The sequence below is a fragment of the Pectobacterium peruviense genome (genome assembly GCF_002847345.1).
GTDB lineage: Bacteria > Pseudomonadota > Gammaproteobacteria > Enterobacterales > Enterobacteriaceae > Pectobacterium > Pectobacterium peruviense.
In genome coordinates this window covers 12,256-28,370 of the sequence record NZ_LXFV01000045.1, presented here as the reverse complement: position 1 = coordinate 28,370, position 16,115 = coordinate 12,256, and the positions used below count along the sequence as shown (strand labels likewise).

The window sequence follows — 16,115 nt, the reverse complement described above, 5'->3', positions numbered from 1 at the left end:
ATAAAAAAAACCACAGATCGCAATGACCTGTGGTTTTTTGCAGCGATTGGACGATTACGCCAGCAGCGTTTTGATGTAGCTGGTCAGTGCTTCGTCTTTGCTGTTAGCGAAGAAGTATTCCTGGAATTTAGGACCAGCAATCGCACCTTTAACCAGATCCTGATCGAGACCTTTCAGGATGGTGATTAGATCGTTGTAGGTCACAGCTTTCACGGCATCCAGGATTTTCTTGTTACGTTGTTGAGGAGCAACGCGATCGCTTGGATAGCCTCTGCCGCCTTCTTCTTTGAACAACTGGGTAAACAGGTTTTCCAGGTTCAGTTCAGCGCCCCAGCCAAAGCCTTTAGCGTAAGGAACGGATACCGCGTTACCGTTGTTGATCTGAGAGAACAGGTAAGCATCAGATGGGTCAACAACCAGACCGCAGATTACGCCTGGGAAGGAGTTACAAGCCAGCATTGCGCCCTGACCAGTACCGCAACCAGTTACGACGAAATCAGCTGCGCCAGAGTTCAGCAGGATAGCTGCCAGAATACCGTTCTGGATGTAGGTCAGCTGTGCTGCATCTTCAACTGCGTATTGGCCGTAGTTGTGTACAGTGTGGCCCAACGGTGCAACCGCTTTGGTCAGAGACTCGGCGATGATGGCGTTTTTGGCAGCCTGGCTGTTCTCGTTAATCAGTGCAATTTTCATGTTCGTTCCTTTTCTGTGACGGACAAATACATTTTTTAAAACTGTATTTCAATTTGATGTGTGCAGTATACCGTTTCAAAAATAAAGCGCAAATCGTGGAAGCAAAGAATGCGGCACAGCCCATAAATTCGGGAAAAACACGATGCAGAGAAAATGAGTAACTAGAGGATAAGTGATTGAAAAATGGCGCTGTATTTCAGCGCCATTGGGTTGATGATCATGCGTCGGGGAAGGTGAGCGTATTGCCCGGTGCTTCTCGATTAAGATGAAGAAAATTCAGGTGTCGTTCGTACTGATCCAAAATGTCGTTAATCACCTGTTCTTTGCTGTAATCCATCAGGTCATTCCCCTGACTTCCTTCTAATAAGAAGGTTTCAAGCCGGTAATAATCTGATTTGCCTGACCGCGCACGGTAGGTAAAAGCCGGGACGCTATAACGCTGTGGCCAAATCTGATAAAGAAAGTTCTGTTCATCGCCCAAATCAACCAACAGTTCGAGATGGTTCAAGCGCTCATCTTCGACAGGAGGCAATTCGTTGACTTCAACGCTGGTGCCTCGTAGACGTAGTTCACGCGCAACATCATCCATCGCGACTTTACAGACGTTATCCAGCATTTTCTGTGTATGCGTCGTACCGGGGAAATTCATGACGCGCGAGAGGCGCTGTTTCCAGTTCAAGCGATCGTCACCGGATATTGGCATAGGTGCAGACGTTTGTAATGAGCTGGCTTTACGATAGTCCTCGACCCGCAGTGATTTATATAAGCCTGCCATAATAAAGAACATCACAAAGCTAAACGGTAACCCCATGATGACGGTGGTGTTCTGTAATGCTGAAACGCCGTTTGTCATCAGCATACCCAACGTCAGCAGACCAATGGCGACTGACCAGAAAACGCGCAGCCAGTTCGGCGCATCATTATTGATGTCGGCAAGGCGAGAGGTAAAGTTGCCCAGCACCAGTGAACCAGAATCGGCAGACGTGACATAAAACAGCAGGCCGGTAATGGTGGCGACAGAGGCACTCAGGCTGAAGCCTGGGTACTGTGCCAGCAGACTGTAGAATCCGCGCTCCGGGTGTTGCATGACTTCATTCGCAAAATCCAGATTACCGTGGATCACCTGATAAAGCGCACTGTTGCCAAAAATGGAGAGCCACAGCAGCGTAAAGACAAACGGAATGATCAGCGTACCGACGACGAACTGGCGAATCGTTCTGCCGCGTGAGATACGTGCCAGAAATAGCCCGACAAACGGTGCCCATGCGACCCACCATGCCCAGAAAAACAGCGTCCAGCTATTCATCCACTCTGTCGGGCGATCGAACGCAAAGCTGTTGAGCGTCATGCCCGTAAAACGATTGATGTAATCCCCGACGTTAAGTACCAGCGCGTTTAGCAGAAACTCGGTATCGCCCCAAAAGAGCAGAAAGAGAATCAAGCCCAGTGCGAGCAGGACGTTAAGCTCGGAAAGGAAGCGAATGCCACGATTGACACCGGACGTCACGGAAACGGTCGCCATGATCACGGAAAGCAGGATCAGAGAAGCCTGAACGGTGAGATTCTCTGGGATTTGGAACAGGACTTTCAGCCCATAGTTAAGCTGAACGACGCCGATACCCAACGTGGTCGCGATACCGAAAATGGTGCCGAGTACGGCTGCAATATCGACGCTGTGCCCAATCGGGCCATTGATGCGTTTACCAAAGATAGGGTACAGGGCAGAGCGAATAGTCAGCGGCAAATTATACCGGTAGCTGAAGTAACCCAGCGCGATTCCCATCAGGGCGTACATTGACCAGCCCGTCAGCCCGTAGTGAAACAACGTCCAGACCATGGCCTGTCGCGCAGCTTCCATCGTTTGGCCTTGTCCTTCCGGCGGCATCATGTATTGCGTGATAGGCTCCGCGACGGAAAAGAACATTAAATCGATGCCGATCCCCGCTGCAAACAGCATTGCCGCCCAGCTCATCAGGCTAAATTCAGGTTTCGATTGTTCCGGCCCGAGCTTGATTGAACCAAATCGAGACGAGGCGATGAAGATGACGAAAACGATGTAGAGCGTGGCGGCTAGCAGGTAATACCAACCAAATGTGGCAGAAACCCAGTTGAGTGCGTGGGTAATCCATTCATTCGCTTCTTTGTTAAACAGCATTGTCATCAGCGAGAAGGTCAGTATTAATCCCGCTGATGTATAGAACACGACAGGATTCAGGCGATCCTGCTGGGTGGTGGTTTCTGAGGCTGGCATGGTTATCCCTTGCGTTATGTGAATCGATACTCTGACTCCTCTCTCCACGAAGCGCGCTTAGCGCATATCAAGAGCTTATCCCATACCAATAACAAGGCGCAGGACATCCGCTGAGTACGCTTTCCGTTGAAGATGGTTGTCAGAACAAAAAATAAGTCATTTATTTTAAGGCGGCGTTATCGTCTGAACTAAAGCCACTTTTTGTGATAATTGATGCGAATTTTTAACCTTTCAGCAATAAAATATATTCATTTTTTATTGAACGTTCAATCAAAAAAAAGTTTAATAGGATAAATCGGATCACGAATCATCGTCTTTTACCGTGATTCATAACGCAAAAAATGAAGGGAGAACGCAGTGCCTAAAGTCGGAATGCAGCCCATCAGACGGCAGCAACTCATCGAAGCGACGCTGGCAGCGATTAACGATGTTGGGATGCATGACGCCTCGATCGTACAGATTGCCCGACGCGCGGGGGTGTCGAATGGGATCATCAGCCATTACTTCCGCGATAAAAATGGCTTACTGGAAGCGACGATGCGTTATCTGATTAGCCATCTGGGGCTGGCGGTGAAATCAAGATTGCTTAACCTGACAGACAATACGCCTCGTGCTCGTTTGCGGGCGATTGTTCAGGGGAATTTTGATGATAGCCAGACAAACAGCGCGGCGATGAAAACCTGGTTGGCATTCTGGGCTAGTAGTCTGCATTCCCCCATGCTCCATCGGCTGCAGCAGGTCAACGATCGGCGGCTTTATTCCAACTTGAGTGTCGAGTTCAGCCGTTGTTTGCCGAAAGATAACGCACGCATTGCGGCAAAAGGGTTAGCGGGGTTGATCGATGGCTTGTGGCTGCGCGGAGCGCTAAGTCATAACGCCTTCAACTGCGAAGAAGCACTGAGTATTACCTACGACTATATCGATCAACAACTCACTATCGATCGGCTGCTCACTCGCGCGTAATCCTTCCTCATTATTTTGCCTTCTCTGCCCGGACGTGTAATCGGGCAGTCATCAGACAGGAGAGTTTATGTCTCGCTACGGTTTACAACAGCTTTACATCAACGGCACCTATGTCGATAGCACGGGTAACGATACGTTTGATGCGGTGAACCCCGCGAATGGCGACATTATTGCCTGCATCCAGTCGGCCACTGCCGCTGACGTTGATCGCGCGGTCAGCGCCGCTACCGCAGGGCAGAAGGTATGGGCGGCGATGACGGCGATGGAGCGTTCGCGCATTTTACGCCGCGCCGTTGATATCCTGCGTGAGCGCAATGATGAGCTCGCGTTGCTTGAAACGCATGACACTGGTAAGCCGCTCTCGGAAACGCGTACCGTCGACATCGTGACCGGTGCCGATGTTCTGGAGTACTACGCGGGGTTGATTCCTATGCTGGAAGGCCAACAGATCCCTCTACGCGATACCTCGTTTGTCTACACCCGTCGTGAGCCGCTTGGTGTTGTCGCTGGCATCGGTGCCTGGAACTACCCCATTCAGATTGCGTTGTGGAAATCGGCACCTGCGCTAGCGGCAGGCAACGCGATGATCTTCAAACCCAGTGAGGTCACGTCGCTCACCGCGCTGAAACTGGCGGAAATCTACACTGAGGCTGGGTTACCGGCAGGCGTATTTAACGTGCTGACCGGAACCGGGAAATCCGTTGGTCAGGCGCTGACCACTCACCCAGGTATTGCCAAAGTCTCTTTCACCGGAGGGATCGCCAGTGGGAAAACGGTCATGGCTAATGCCGCAGGTTCGACGCTAAAAGAGGTCACGATGGAGCTGGGCGGGAAATCGCCGTTGATCATTTTTGATGATGCCGATCTGGATAAGGCGGCGGATATCGCCATGATGGCGAACTTTTTCAGTTCAGGGCAGGTATGTACCAACGGCACGCGTGTCTTTGTACCACAGGCATTGCAGACGCAGTTTGAGGAAAAAATTCTAGCGCGCGTTCAGCGGATCCGTATCGGCGATCCGACTGACGATCTGGTGAATTTTGGCCCGCTGGCTAGCTTCTCGCACAGGGAATCCGTACTGCGTTATATCGAAAGCGGAAAACGAGAGGGCGCTCGCGTGCTGGTGGGCGGTGAACCTATAACAGACGGTGATTATGCACAGGGCGCATACGTTGCACCTACGGTGTTCACTGACTGTCGAGACGATATGAAGATTGTCCGAGAAGAAATCTTCGGCCCAGTCATGAGTATTCTGACGTATCAGAACGAGGATGAAGTTATCCGCCGCGCTAATGATAGTGAGTACGGGCTGGCGGCTGGCATTGTGACCCAAGATCTGAATCGGGCACATCGGGTTATTCATCAACTGGACGCGGGGATTTGCTGGATCAACACCTGGGGAGAATCTCCGGCTGAAATGCCTGTGGGCGGCTACAAACATTCGGGTGTCGGGCGTGAAAACGGCATAACAACATTGGAACACTACACGCAAATTAAATCTGTACAGGTTGAACTGGGTGAATTCCGCTCGGTATTTTAAACGAAGGGGAGAAAGCCTAATGGAATATGATTACATCATTATCGGAGCCGGTTCCGCTGGCAATGTGTTGGCTGCGCGTTTAACAGAAGAAAGCGATGTGAGCGTGCTGCTGCTTGAAGCGGGTGGTCCTGACTATCGGCTGGATTTTCGTACACAGATGCCTGCCGCGTTAGCTTTCCCATTACAGGGGAAACGCTATAACTGGGCCTATGAAACCGATCCCGAACCGCATATGAATAATCGCCGGATGGAATGTGGCCGAGGAAAAGGATTGGGTGGCTCGTCGCTGATTAACGGCATGTGTTACATCCGTGGTAATGCGATGGATTTTGATAATTGGGCGACCATGCCGGGTCTGGAAGATTGGAGTTACCTCGACTGCCTGCCGTATTTCCGCAAAACGGAAACGCGGGATGTGGGATCGAATGACTACCATGGGGCGGCTGGCCCTGTTTCGGTGACAACACCGAAGATGGGAAACAACGAACTATTCCACGCGATGGTAGAAGCGGGCGTGCAGGCGGGTTATCCGCGTACGGACGATCTCAACGGGTATCAGCAGGAAGGTTTTGGGCCAATGGACAGAACCGTCACGCCGAAGGGGCGTCGTGCCAGCACCGCGCGTGGCTATTTGGATCAGGCGAAAAGCCGTAAGAATCTGACTATCGTGACGCACGCCTTAACCGACAAAATTCTCTTTGACGGAAAACGTGCCGTTGGTGTCGCCTACTTTAAAGGCGAAAATGCCCAGACGGCGAAGGCCCGTCGCGAAGTGCTGCTATGCGCTGGCGCAATTGCCTCACCGCAAATCCTGCAACGTTCCGGTGTGGGGCCGAAAGATTTGCTCCAGGGACTCGATATTCCCGTGGTACACGATCTGCCCGGTGTCGGTGAGAATTTACAAGATCACCTGGAAATGTATTTGCAATATGCCTGCAAAGAACCGGTATCGCTATATCCGGCGTTGCAATGGTTTAATCAGCCGAAAATCGGCGCGGAATGGTTGTTCAACGGCACGGGCATTGGTGCTAGTAACCAGTTTGAGGCAGGCGGTTTTATTCGTAGTCGGGACGCATTCACCTGGCCGAATATTCAATACCATTTCCTACCCGTCGCGATTAATTACAACGGCAGTAATGCGGTGAAAGAACACGGGTTTCAGGCGCACGTCGGTTCTATGCGCTCACTCAGCCGGGGGCGTGTTCAGGTACGATCTAAAGATGCCCGCGAGCACCCCAGCATCCTGTTCAACTACATGTCGACGGAACAAGATTGGCAGGAGTTTCGTGACGCGATCCGCATTACGCGTGAAATTATGGCGCAGCCCGCGCTGGACAAATATCGTGGGCGAGAGATCAGTCCTGGCCTAGAGGTTCAGACGGATGAGGAACTGGATGAGTTTATCCGCACTCATGCTGAGACGGCGTTCCATCCCTCCTGTTCCTGCAAGATGGGAGAGGATGAAATGGCAGTCGTCGATGGGCAAGGCCGTGTCCACGGCATGGAAGGCTTGCGTGTTGTCGATGCTTCCATCATGCCGCAGATTATTACCGGTAACCTGAATGCGACGACTATCATGATCGCGGAGAAAATTGCCGATCGAATTCGCCGCCGTCAGCCGCTGCCACGTAGCAAGGCGCGCTACTATGTTGCCGGAAGCACGCCAGTGAGAAAAGCGCCGTTGAAACCCGTGTCATAACGTTCCCAGCATAGCCAGATGGACCGCCCAAATGGACCGCGTAGAAACCGCGGTCCATACTTTTCATTGCTATACACAATCTGACAAACAAACGCCTTCCGCACCATTACTATGGGTGACAACACATCAGTGATGTCACTTTTCCTTGAGGAATGAAAATGAATAATTGGCTGCAACAAATTCAGGGCTTATTAGGCTCCGGTAGTAAGGAGGATAATCATCAGCAAGGCGGTAAAAAAGGCAATTTTGGCGATATGTTGAAGCCTGCGGCGCTGGGTGGTTTGGCGGGTGTGTTGCTATCGAATAAGTCCACGCGGAAAATTATGGGTTCATTGGGTAAAAATGCATTGATCATCGGTGGGAGCGCGGCTGCCGGCGTGGTGTTGTGGAACCAGTATAAGAAACGCGTTCGCGACACACATCAGGATGATCCTCAGTTTGGTACCCAATCCTCGGCTGATAATATTCGCGCCCGACGTCTGATTCAGGCTCTGGTTTTTGCTGCCAAGAGTGACGGTCATATTGATGCGACCGAGAAACAGCGTATTGATGACAATATTCAGCAACTGCAATTAGGAAGTGACGCGCACCGCTGGGTACAGGAAGCGATAGAACAACCGCTTGACCCGATTTTGCTGGCGAAAGGCGTAAAGAATGAAGAAGAAGCACTTGAGGTCTACTTCCTGAGCTGTGCTGTAATCGATGTCGATCACTTCATGGAAAAAAGTTATTTGGATGCGTTAGCGACGGAATTGAAGATACCGCAAGATGTGCGGCAGTCGATCACCAATGAACTTAAAAGTCCATCATAATAGGTCGAGTGGTTTAGGTTGCAGTTGGGTGCGATCGAACAAATGGAAGGGATAACGCGGGCGAAAATTTTTCGCCCGCAGTGTCGTCTGGCGCTTAGAAAGAGCTGGTGTCTTTGAACAGACCCACTTTCAGTTCGTCAGCGGTATAGATCTGTTGACCGTCAACTAGCACTTCACCATCAGCAATACCCATCACCAGACGGCGATTGATTACGCGTTTGAAGTGAATGCGGTAAGTCACTTTCTTCGCCGTTGGCAGTACTTGTCCGGTGAATTTAACTTCACCCACGCCGAGTGCACGGCCTTTACCTTCGCCACCTAACCAGCCCAGATAGAAGCCGACTAGCTGCCACATAGCATCCAGACCAAGGCAGCCTGGCATCACCGGGTCGCCAATGAAATGGCAACCGAAGAACCACAGGTCAGGCGAGATATCCAATTCGGCTTCCACGAAGCCTTTGCCATATTTACCGCCGTCTTCTGTCATTTTAACGACGCGGTCCATCATTAGCATGTTAGGAGCGGGCAACTGAGGGCCTTGCGGGCCGAACAGCTCACCACGACTGGAGGCAAGGAGGTCTTCTTTTGTATAGGATTCGCGTTTATCTACCATGGTCTCTGTAAGCCTTGTTTTAATGAAGCACGCAGATTAGCGTACACCTGTACGCTGAGCAAGTCTGTTGCATCTGGTTGAACCAGTTGGTTTAACGGAAAAACCAAGGGAAACGTCGACGCTCTTGCGGTAAAAGTTGTCCGATTCGCTCACGAATTTCCGCTAACAGGTTTGGCTGCTGCTCATCGTCGTAAGCGAAATTGGTCAGTAATGACACTGCTTCCGGCGCGGTTTCTACTGGGAATAAGTGGAATTTCCCTTCGCGTACAGCCTCAACGACATCTTCCTGTAAACAGAGATGGCGCAAATTAGTCGCAGGTAAAATCACACCTTGGGTACCCGTCAGCCCACGACGCTGGCAAACCTCGAAGAAGCCTTCGATTTTCTCATTCACGCCGCCAATTGGCTGAACACGACCAAATTGATCGACGGAGCCGGTAACGGCGAACTGCTGGTTGATTGGTCGCAAGGAGAGTGCACTGATCAGTGCGCACAACTCTGCCAGTGAGGCGCTGTCACCATCAACTTCGCTATACGATTGCTCGAAGACCATGGACGCTGAGAAAGGAAGCTGTTGATCAAGCTCTAGCTCGGTAATCAGGAACGCCTGCATGATCATCATGCCTTTAGCGTGTAAATTGCCAGCAAGTTCGGCTTTGCGCTCGACGTCAGTAAATTCGCCGTCGCCAGCGTGAACCACGCAGGTGATGCGTGTCGGCTCACCAAAGGCAACGGGGTAGCCTGGGAATTCCAGCACGGAAAGCCCGTTAACCTGACCGACGACTTCGCCTTCTGTTTCGATCAGAATCTGGCCCAGTTCTATTTCATCCTGCATGCGCTCACGAAGATAGCCTTCACGCCATTGGCGAGCGGCAATCGCGTCAATCAGCGCCTGCTCGGTAATCTGACCATCTCTGGCGTACAGCGATGCGTATTTTAACTGGCTGATTAACCAGCGTGGGCATAATGGTAAATTGCCCTGATCGCCGCTGTAGCGTACGGCAATGTTGACTAATGCCGGCCAGGCATCCGCGTCCAGTAGCGGCAGTTGATTCTCGCTGCATAGTGCATTGATGTAGGTACACCAGCGCGCCATGTCATCTGTTTCAATCAACTGCAATTGCGCTTCGAACTCACCGTAAATCGCGTGTTCGCCTAAGTCCGGCTCCATATCATGAATATCTGCCAGGCTTTCTCGGTCACCGAGAATAATCAGGCGAATATCAAGCGGAATCGGTGGCACATCAACAGGAAGTGGTTTGCGCTCGTCTGGCGACAGCCAACGATAGAGCCCTTCTGCCATAATCTGTTTCAGACGCAGCCACATCAAAGGCTGAGCCAGCAACGCTCTGGCAGACAGGATCAATGTGCCGCCATTAACCTGATGAATCAGCCCTGGATGCAAGGTGATTTCATCGTGAAAATTGCGTACACAGCCGAAGAGTTGTTCGGGCTCAATCCATTCCTGATAGCCACAGGATTGCTGCGCAGCAAAGTTATCCGAAGGCTGCGTGGCGGGTTCGACCCGGATATGACGACCCTCAATGATATATTTACTGCCATGTATCGCCCCGGAGTCTAGCCTGATGGCGCTCAGCGCACGGGCGATCAATGCCATATATTCATCGTTCTCTTGCGCTTTCAACAGCATAAAGCGTGAAGGGGAACGAGGGTGGCAAAAGAGCGTCAGACTGTCTGCCAGACGCGACTGAATAGCGGAGAATTCAGCAGGAGCAAGCTGAGCTGCCTGAGTGAATAGCGTTTGATAGGGCGTATTATTGGGCAGTAAATGCTGCCATGAGAGTCGGTTACTGGTCAAAGTATCAATGTAATCGTCTAAAGGAAAAGCGTGATTATACAAGAATAATGCGGACTGCGCATAAGGAGAGTCATCTCTCCGTCATCTTTCACACGTTGAAGCTCAAACCGTGTTTGGCTAATCGTCTTAAAAGCTGCCGGAAAGCCGCCAGAAAGCGGTCAAAATCAGGGAAAACTGTTATGCTGAAAGTAACGTTACGCGGTCACTGAAGAATTTAATATGAAATATCAACAACTAGAAAATCTTGAGTGCGGATGGAAATGGAAATACCTGGTGAAGAAGCATCGGGAGGGAGAGGAAATTACGCGTTTTCTGGAGCAAAGTGCTGCAGATCATGCCGTACAGGCATTGCTTAAAATGGAAAACCAGCCGGTAAAAGTGCTGGAGTGGATTGCGCAATGTATGAATCCCACCTTAGAAAATCGGATGAAGCAAACGATTCGCGCACGGCGTAAGCGTCATTTCAATGCGGAGCACCAGCATACTCGCAAGAAATCGATCGATCTGGAATATCTGGTCTGGCAGCGTCTTGCTGCTCTTGCTCAGAGGCGTGGAGCTACCTTGTCAGAAACGATTGTGCAGTTAATCGAAGATGCTGAGCACAAAGAGAAGTATGCCAGCCAGATGTCGCTGCTTAAACAGGATCTTAAAGCCATTCTGAATAATGACGAAACGTGATCGATTTTTGTCATTATTACCCATTACCCACTGGTAAAAAAGCATAAAAAAACCTCGCCGAAGCGAGGTTTTTTTCGTTAATAACTTAAGCCTGAGGCTGAGTTACAACGTCTTTGATGCCTTTAACTTCGATCTCTACGCGACGATCCGGTGCAAGGCAGTCGATCAGCGCAGCACGAGGTTTCACGTTGTCACAGGTAGAACCAGTAACTGGTTGAGATTTACCCAAGCCACGAGCAGAGACTTTGTTCGCAGGGATACCTTTAGAAACCAGGTAATCAACTACGCTCTGTGCGCGTTTTTCAGACAGCGCTTGGTTGTATTGCTCTGAACCTAAACGGTCAGTGAAGCCCAGGACAACAACGGAACCGTCTTTCGGATCCAGAGAGCTCAGCTGGGTGTACAGTTGATCCAGTGATTGCTGGCCTTCTGGTTTCAGCGTTGCTTTGTTGAAGTTGAACAGGACGTCAGATTTCAGGGTGAAACGCTTGGTTTCAACAACTGGAGCTGGAGCTGGGGTCGGAGCCGGAGCAACAACAGGTGCTACGCGATCATCCTGGCCGAAACGGTAAGACAGGCCAACACTCATCAGCAGGTTGTCTGGACGAGCACCAACGGTACCAGCATCACCAATGTTGCTTACCCACTGGTAGTCAACGCGGGTAGCCCAGTTTTTGTCGATAGCGTATTCAACACCGATCGCAGCCAGCGGAGAAACGCCAGTGTCGTCGTTGTTGAGATGGGTGCCGCTTCTGTCTGCGTGGCTATCAGTGCGCCATACCAGACCGCCCAGACGAGTATAAACGTCCAGATCAGGCATAACTGGGTAGCTCAATTTAGCAGCCAGTTGGATGCCCTGTGCCTTGAAGCTAGCACTGTCTGCTGGATTAGAAGTAGAACCTGCATACTTCATGCGACCCAGCCAGTCGTAGCCCAGTTCAAAGCCCAAGTACGGGTTGGCTTGATAACCAACAAACGCACCAGCGCCTAACTTGCTTTTGATTGGGTTGTTAACGACACCAGTGTAACCATTGCCGTAGAAGCCAGTATCATGGAATTGAGACACACCCAGTTTACCACCGGTGTACCAGGTATTGTCTTTAGGAGCTGCTTGCGCGATGGTCGCGAAGCTAGCCAGTGCCACTGCAACTGCGATAGCTGTTTTTTTCATTTTACGCCTCATTATCATCCAAATCGGCAATTAACCTGGAGGGCTAATAAACCTTTGGTTAAAATCCTTTAGTCGGAGACTTTGCCCTTATTTATGACTCACTGTCAGTCAACTGACGTTATAAAAGAGCAACTCCAGCGAGTTAAAGTCTACAACCTGATGAGAAAGTTACAAGTATGATGTGATTTGTGTCATAAGAAAATCGCACGATTCATACATACTTGCTAACAAATAGTAGATGCTTTTGACAGATATTACGCCTTTTGGTTGTATTAAATATACCCAAAAAGCCCGCAGAATACCGCTCTGCGGCGATCGCCAAGACATATAGTTTGAATGAGCTGAGAAAATTCTTAATTTACTTAATGATACAATGTCGAATGAATTTTAAGGCTAGGAAACAGTCTATAGGCATCCCCTGCAGCACTTTCTGGCCGCATAATAAAGCCGTACGTATTTCCCGCCTGCGCGGCGTGCCGTAACCGAACCTTCTCTTCTTCCGTCAATTCGTGCGGCAGCCAGCACAAAACGGCGCTGTAATTTCCTGTCAGCAAAGCCTTTTCCATGGCATCTACCGTAAATAGAGGGTTGATGTGGTGGAGTTGCACCATTTTATCCAGTGGTAACCCAGATTGCTGGACCCATGGACGGCTCAATTTTTGCTGAGGAGAAAGCCACAGCAGCCAACGAGACTGTGTGCCCAACTGCTGTAAGAGCGGTAATAACAGGTGTGTGACTATGGGCTGATCGGCGTTGTACACGATTTCGCTGATAATTCCGCCCGTGGCAACCGAGGGTTCCGCAGCGTGTTGATTTGCAGAAAAAGATGACAACTCGATGTTGTGAGAGCTGATTGATTGCGTACGCATAATGAGTCCTACCCATAGTGATACTGTATGAACATACAGTATCCACTGTGTGCGTGAAAATCAACCTGATTTTTTTGAAAGCGCTTCGCATATTCCTTATGCAAGAGACAGTAAACACATTTTATGTTTGAAGCCACCTCGGGGCTGTGTTTAATTATTTGTTCCTGCTACGAATATTTTAATTGTTCAGGAAGAGATCATTTCAATACTAAGGATTACGGCAATGAAGCAATTATGCAAAAAAAGGATTTTGCAATCTCAGCAATCTTTTTCATCTTTGGGGGACATTACTTCACGTTCCCAATTTGGTGGCTACAGCATCGCAGCAAATAAAATGATTTTTGGACTGGTGTCGGAAGGGGAACTTTATCTTCGCGCTAGTAAGAAAGATGAAGAATATTTTCAGCAACGCGATATGCCTAATCTGATTTATACCAAACGCGGTATGCCGGTCCCGTTGAACTACTTTCTTGTCGACGAAGCCTTATGGCAAGAACCTGTGCAGCTATTATATTTTGCCCGTATGGCGCTGTTGGGCGCCCAATATGATAAAGCCGTCAGAAGTACGAACGGGCGATTAAAGGATCTTCCGAATCTTAATCATGATATTGAGCGGCTGCTGTGGAAAGCGGGGATAAAGAATGTTGATGAATTACAGCATTATGGCGCGAAAAATAGCTATCTTGAGTTGCGGAAAGTCCGGGCTAATCTGAGTGTTAATGTGCTATTGGCGCTCGCTGGTGCCATTTGTGGCACGCATCAGGCGGCACTTCCTCGCGGTATCCGCAACGAACTACTGGAATGGTATAAAAACAATGCGGTATCCAAAGGACCAAAGCACTAAGAAATACGCCATGTTTTTACTGCGTCATCATGTCATTTTTTAGCTGTACGAGTTCAGGTAAGAGGCCGATCAGCAGGCCGATTTGCTGAGTAATTAATGATTCTTTACTGTCTGACTCGGGTGAGAGGGATTGAATGCTGGTGGTAATGGTTTTCAATCCCTGATTGATACGCCAACTGTCCTCTTCGCCGCCGTGTAGCGCGTCATCAACATGACACACGGCATCATCCAACAATTGCAGTGTTTCCGATGAGGTGATTTTTCCACGGTGTGCGCCGAGTGTTGAGATATAACTTAACAATGTATGGTTCAGGCACATGAAGCGGAATGCACCATCCAGCTTATTTTTGATGGCATGAGGTTCAGAAGACATATTTGACACAACAGACGCCAGTTCTGCGTCGCAGTTATGTGCATCGCGGCGGGCAATGCGATAAGGCAAGCTATTATCTTTCCCCTGATGATACTGAATCATGATCGCATCAAGATAACGGCAATTGGCATTCAATGTCTTATTGATAACGGTTGGTAAACCGCGGAAATGCCAGTCTGGCCAGATAAGACTCACCGCTGCCCACGCAATTGCACACCCTAACAATGTATCAATAATACGTGGCACTGCGACCTCAAAGCCTTCACCCAATAGGTTGAAACAGAGCAGGACAAGCAACGTAATAAACATGGTCGCATGTGCGTATTGCACGTTGCGAAAGGCGAAAAACAGTACGCCGCTAATGACGATCAGCGTGAGTTGTCCTTCCAGTGAAGGGACGAAGTACAGGATGGGCAGGCCGAGCAAAATACCGGTCAATGTCCCGATAACCCTCAACGTCAGCCGCCGCCGAGTGGCGTTATAGTTGGGCTGGCAAACGAACAAACTGGTCAGCAGAATCCAGTAGCCGTGTTGCAAACCCGTTATCTGAATCAACGCGTAGCCGCTACAGAGCAGTACGGACATACGGATGGCATGACGAAACAGCGCCGACTGAGGCGTCAGATGGCGGCTAATGCGTAAGCGGATATCGCTCCAACCCGTGATTTTGTCATCTGCCAATGTGTTTTCAGGGTTGTTTTCTTGCTCAATAGTTTGCTCGGATTCGATGGTTGATAGTTGAGCATCAATGGCGCGCAGATTGTTCAATAGATACGTCAGTGCTTTGATTTGTGCGGAATCCGCCATTTTGTTGGCGGCAATACGCGCAATAGCGGATTCGAGATGCACAAAAGCCCGCTCAATACGGCTGTCATGCTGATATTTTTGGTGCAGCAGAATGGATTGTGACAGTTGCTGACAGGATTTTGCCTGCATGCTCAGCAGACGCTGAAAGCGAAATAAGACGTCGCTATAGCGCAATTTTTCACGCAATTGCGGATAGTAAACATGCGATGAGCTGGCTCGTTCGTGAATATCTTGCGCGACAAAATAGTAATGCAGCGTTTGGCGCGTCCCACGCTGGCCGCGATCGCCACGCAGACGCGTTAACAGCGATGATTTAGTCTGATTGAGTGTCGCAACCAGTTGGCTGTTTGCCATCGTGACGTCAATAAGGGGCCTGTCGGTTTCTTCTTCAATATCAGGATCGAATAGGTTGGCTTTTGCATCTAAGTAGCGAGCCAACTGCTGATAGCACTGCGCGAGGTTGTCCTGTAGCGGGCGGATTGGGAATATCAGGTGACCGAACAGCGTAAGCAAATTATACCACAATGCCCCGACCAGCAGCATGATGGGTTGCTGATACCAATTGTCGTAAAGAGAAATGCCTAGCATGGTATAAATCGCGATCAGCAGTGCGCCGAATGCGATAGTTGCATAGCGCTGCCCCAATGCTCCGAGCAGGGTAAAGGCACAGGTCGATACTGCGAGACCAAGGCCGAACAGCCAGGGATAGGGAAAAAGCAGTTCGATTGAAACGGAAGCGACAAAAAAACACGTCAGCGTAATGAACAAATTACGCAGACGTCCAGTGAGGCGATCGTCAAGGTCGGTGAGGGCTGCCGCGACGACGCCAAGCGTAACGGGAATGGTTGATGTTGGCTGACCTAACCACCAGGGAATGGCTGCTGCACCACTGAGTGCAATGAGAATGCGGATGGTATACAGCCAACTGCTGTTATACACATAGCGACGAATTCCTGGGGCAAAGGTGAGCAACGTAATATCCT

Annotated in this window: 13 protein-coding genes; 6 read left to right on the top strand and 7 right to left on the bottom strand. The window is 50.0% G+C overall.

Annotation, left to right across the window (positions count from 1 at the left end; translation table 11 throughout):
• Positions 1 to 54: 54 nt before the first annotated feature.
• Both A0G03_RS20515 and A0G03_RS20510 read right to left on the bottom strand, forming a co-directional pair.
• Entirely contained in the window at positions 55 to 693 is a 639-nt protein-coding gene (locus tag A0G03_RS20515; protein ID WP_010287191.1) for an RpiB/LacA/LacB family sugar-phosphate isomerase, read from the bottom strand.
• A gap of 217 nt (positions 694 to 910) precedes the next feature.
• Positions 911 to 2,944, bottom strand: coding sequence for a choline transporter (locus A0G03_RS20510; protein ID WP_048259622.1), 2,034 nt, complete (start codon positions 2,942 to 2,944; stop codon positions 911 to 913).
• Positions 2,945 to 3,301: 357 nt separating this feature from the next.
• Here A0G03_RS20510 and betI point away from each other — a divergent pair, with 357 nt between their 5' ends.
• From betI to A0G03_RS20490, 4 genes are all read left to right on the top strand, one after another.
• Complete coding sequence (gene betI, locus A0G03_RS20505) at positions 3,302 to 3,907, top strand: transcriptional regulator BetI (protein ID WP_048259623.1); 606 nt, start codon at positions 3,302 to 3,304, stop codon at positions 3,905 to 3,907.
• Positions 3,908 to 3,974: 67 nt separating this feature from the next.
• Complete coding sequence (betB, locus tag A0G03_RS20500) at positions 3,975 to 5,447, top strand: betaine-aldehyde dehydrogenase (protein ID WP_048259624.1); 1,473 nt, start codon at positions 3,975 to 3,977, stop codon at positions 5,445 to 5,447.
• Positions 5,448 to 5,466: 19 nt separating this feature from the next.
• On the top strand, positions 5,467 to 7,146 hold the full coding sequence (gene betA, locus A0G03_RS20495) for a choline dehydrogenase (protein ID WP_048259625.1): 1,680 nt from the start codon (positions 5,467 to 5,469) through the stop codon (positions 7,144 to 7,146).
• 158 nt (positions 7,147 to 7,304) lie between these two features.
• Positions 7,305 to 7,958, top strand: a complete 654-nt coding sequence (locus tag A0G03_RS20490; RefSeq protein WP_080965227.1) for a tellurite resistance TerB family protein — start codon at positions 7,305 to 7,307, stop codon at positions 7,956 to 7,958.
• 94 nt (positions 7,959 to 8,052) lie between these two features.
• Here A0G03_RS20490 and fabA read toward each other — a convergent pair whose 3' ends face one another.
• Together fabA and A0G03_RS20480 are read right to left on the bottom strand one after the other, a co-directional pair.
• Positions 8,053 to 8,571: a bifunctional 3-hydroxydecanoyl-ACP dehydratase/trans-2-decenoyl-ACP isomerase gene (fabA, locus tag A0G03_RS20485; protein ID WP_048259627.1), complete on the bottom strand. Its 519-nt coding sequence runs from the start codon at positions 8,569 to 8,571 to the stop codon at positions 8,053 to 8,055.
• A gap of 91 nt (positions 8,572 to 8,662) precedes the next feature.
• Positions 8,663 to 10,432 (bottom strand): AAA family ATPase, encoded by a 1,770-nt coding sequence (locus A0G03_RS20480; protein WP_048259628.1) that lies wholly within the window; start codon positions 10,430 to 10,432, stop codon positions 8,663 to 8,665.
• Between the two features lie 177 nt (positions 10,433 to 10,609).
• Between A0G03_RS20480 and matP the strand changes: the two genes are divergently transcribed.
• Positions 10,610 to 11,068, top strand: a complete 459-nt coding sequence (gene matP, locus A0G03_RS20475) for a macrodomain Ter protein MatP (protein WP_048259629.1) — start codon at positions 10,610 to 10,612, stop codon at positions 11,066 to 11,068.
• A gap of 85 nt (positions 11,069 to 11,153) precedes the next feature.
• Here matP and ompA read toward each other — a convergent pair whose 3' ends face one another.
• Entirely contained in the window at positions 11,154 to 12,239 is a 1,086-nt protein-coding gene (gene ompA, locus A0G03_RS20470) for a porin OmpA (protein ID WP_048259630.1), read from the bottom strand.
• A gap of 362 nt (positions 12,240 to 12,601) precedes the next feature.
• The gene (sulA, locus tag A0G03_RS20465) at positions 12,602 to 13,108 is read right to left on the bottom strand and encodes an SOS-induced cell division inhibitor SulA (protein WP_048259631.1); all 507 of its coding nucleotides are present in this window, start codon (positions 13,106 to 13,108) and stop codon (positions 12,602 to 12,604) included.
• Between the two features lie 223 nt (positions 13,109 to 13,331).
• Between sulA and A0G03_RS20460 the strand changes: the two genes are divergently transcribed.
• The gene (locus A0G03_RS20460; protein ID WP_048259632.1) at positions 13,332 to 13,952 is read left to right on the top strand and encodes a TfoX/Sxy family DNA transformation protein; all 621 of its coding nucleotides are present in this window, start codon (positions 13,332 to 13,334) and stop codon (positions 13,950 to 13,952) included.
• Positions 13,953 to 13,968: 16 nt separating this feature from the next.
• Here the strand turns inward: A0G03_RS20460 and yccS are convergent, their stop codons facing one another.
• Positions 13,969 to 16,104: a YccS family putative transporter gene (gene yccS, locus A0G03_RS20455; protein ID WP_048259633.1), complete on the bottom strand. Its 2,136-nt coding sequence runs from the start codon at positions 16,102 to 16,104 to the stop codon at positions 13,969 to 13,971.
• Between the last annotated feature and the right edge of the window lie 11 nt (positions 16,105 to 16,115).

Coding starts and splice junctions, on each gene's coding strand:
- A0G03_RS20515 (WP_010287191.1), bottom strand. CDS start 693: ATGAAAATTGCACTGATTAACGAGAACAGCCAGGCTGCCAAAAACGCC.
- A0G03_RS20510 (WP_048259622.1), bottom strand. CDS start 2,944: ATGCCAGCCTCAGAAACCACCACCCAGCAGGATCGCCTGAATCCTGTC.
- betB (WP_048259624.1), top strand. CDS start 3,975: ATGTCTCGCTACGGTTTACAACAGCTTTACATCAACGGCACCTATGTC.
- betA (WP_048259625.1), top strand. CDS start 5,467: ATGGAATATGATTACATCATTATCGGAGCCGGTTCCGCTGGCAATGTG.
- A0G03_RS20490 (WP_080965227.1), top strand. CDS start 7,305: ATGAATAATTGGCTGCAACAAATTCAGGGCTTATTAGGCTCCGGTAGT.
- fabA (WP_048259627.1), bottom strand. CDS start 8,571: ATGGTAGATAAACGCGAATCCTATACAAAAGAAGACCTCCTTGCCTCC.
- matP (WP_048259629.1), top strand. CDS start 10,610: ATGAAATATCAACAACTAGAAAATCTTGAGTGCGGATGGAAATGGAAA.
- ompA (WP_048259630.1), bottom strand. CDS start 12,239: ATGAAAAAAACAGCTATCGCAGTTGCAGTGGCACTGGCTAGCTTCGCG.
- sulA (WP_048259631.1), bottom strand. CDS start 13,108: ATGCGTACGCAATCAATCAGCTCTCACAACATCGAGTTGTCATCTTTT.
- A0G03_RS20460 (WP_048259632.1), top strand. CDS start 13,332: ATGAAGCAATTATGCAAAAAAAGGATTTTGCAATCTCAGCAATCTTTT.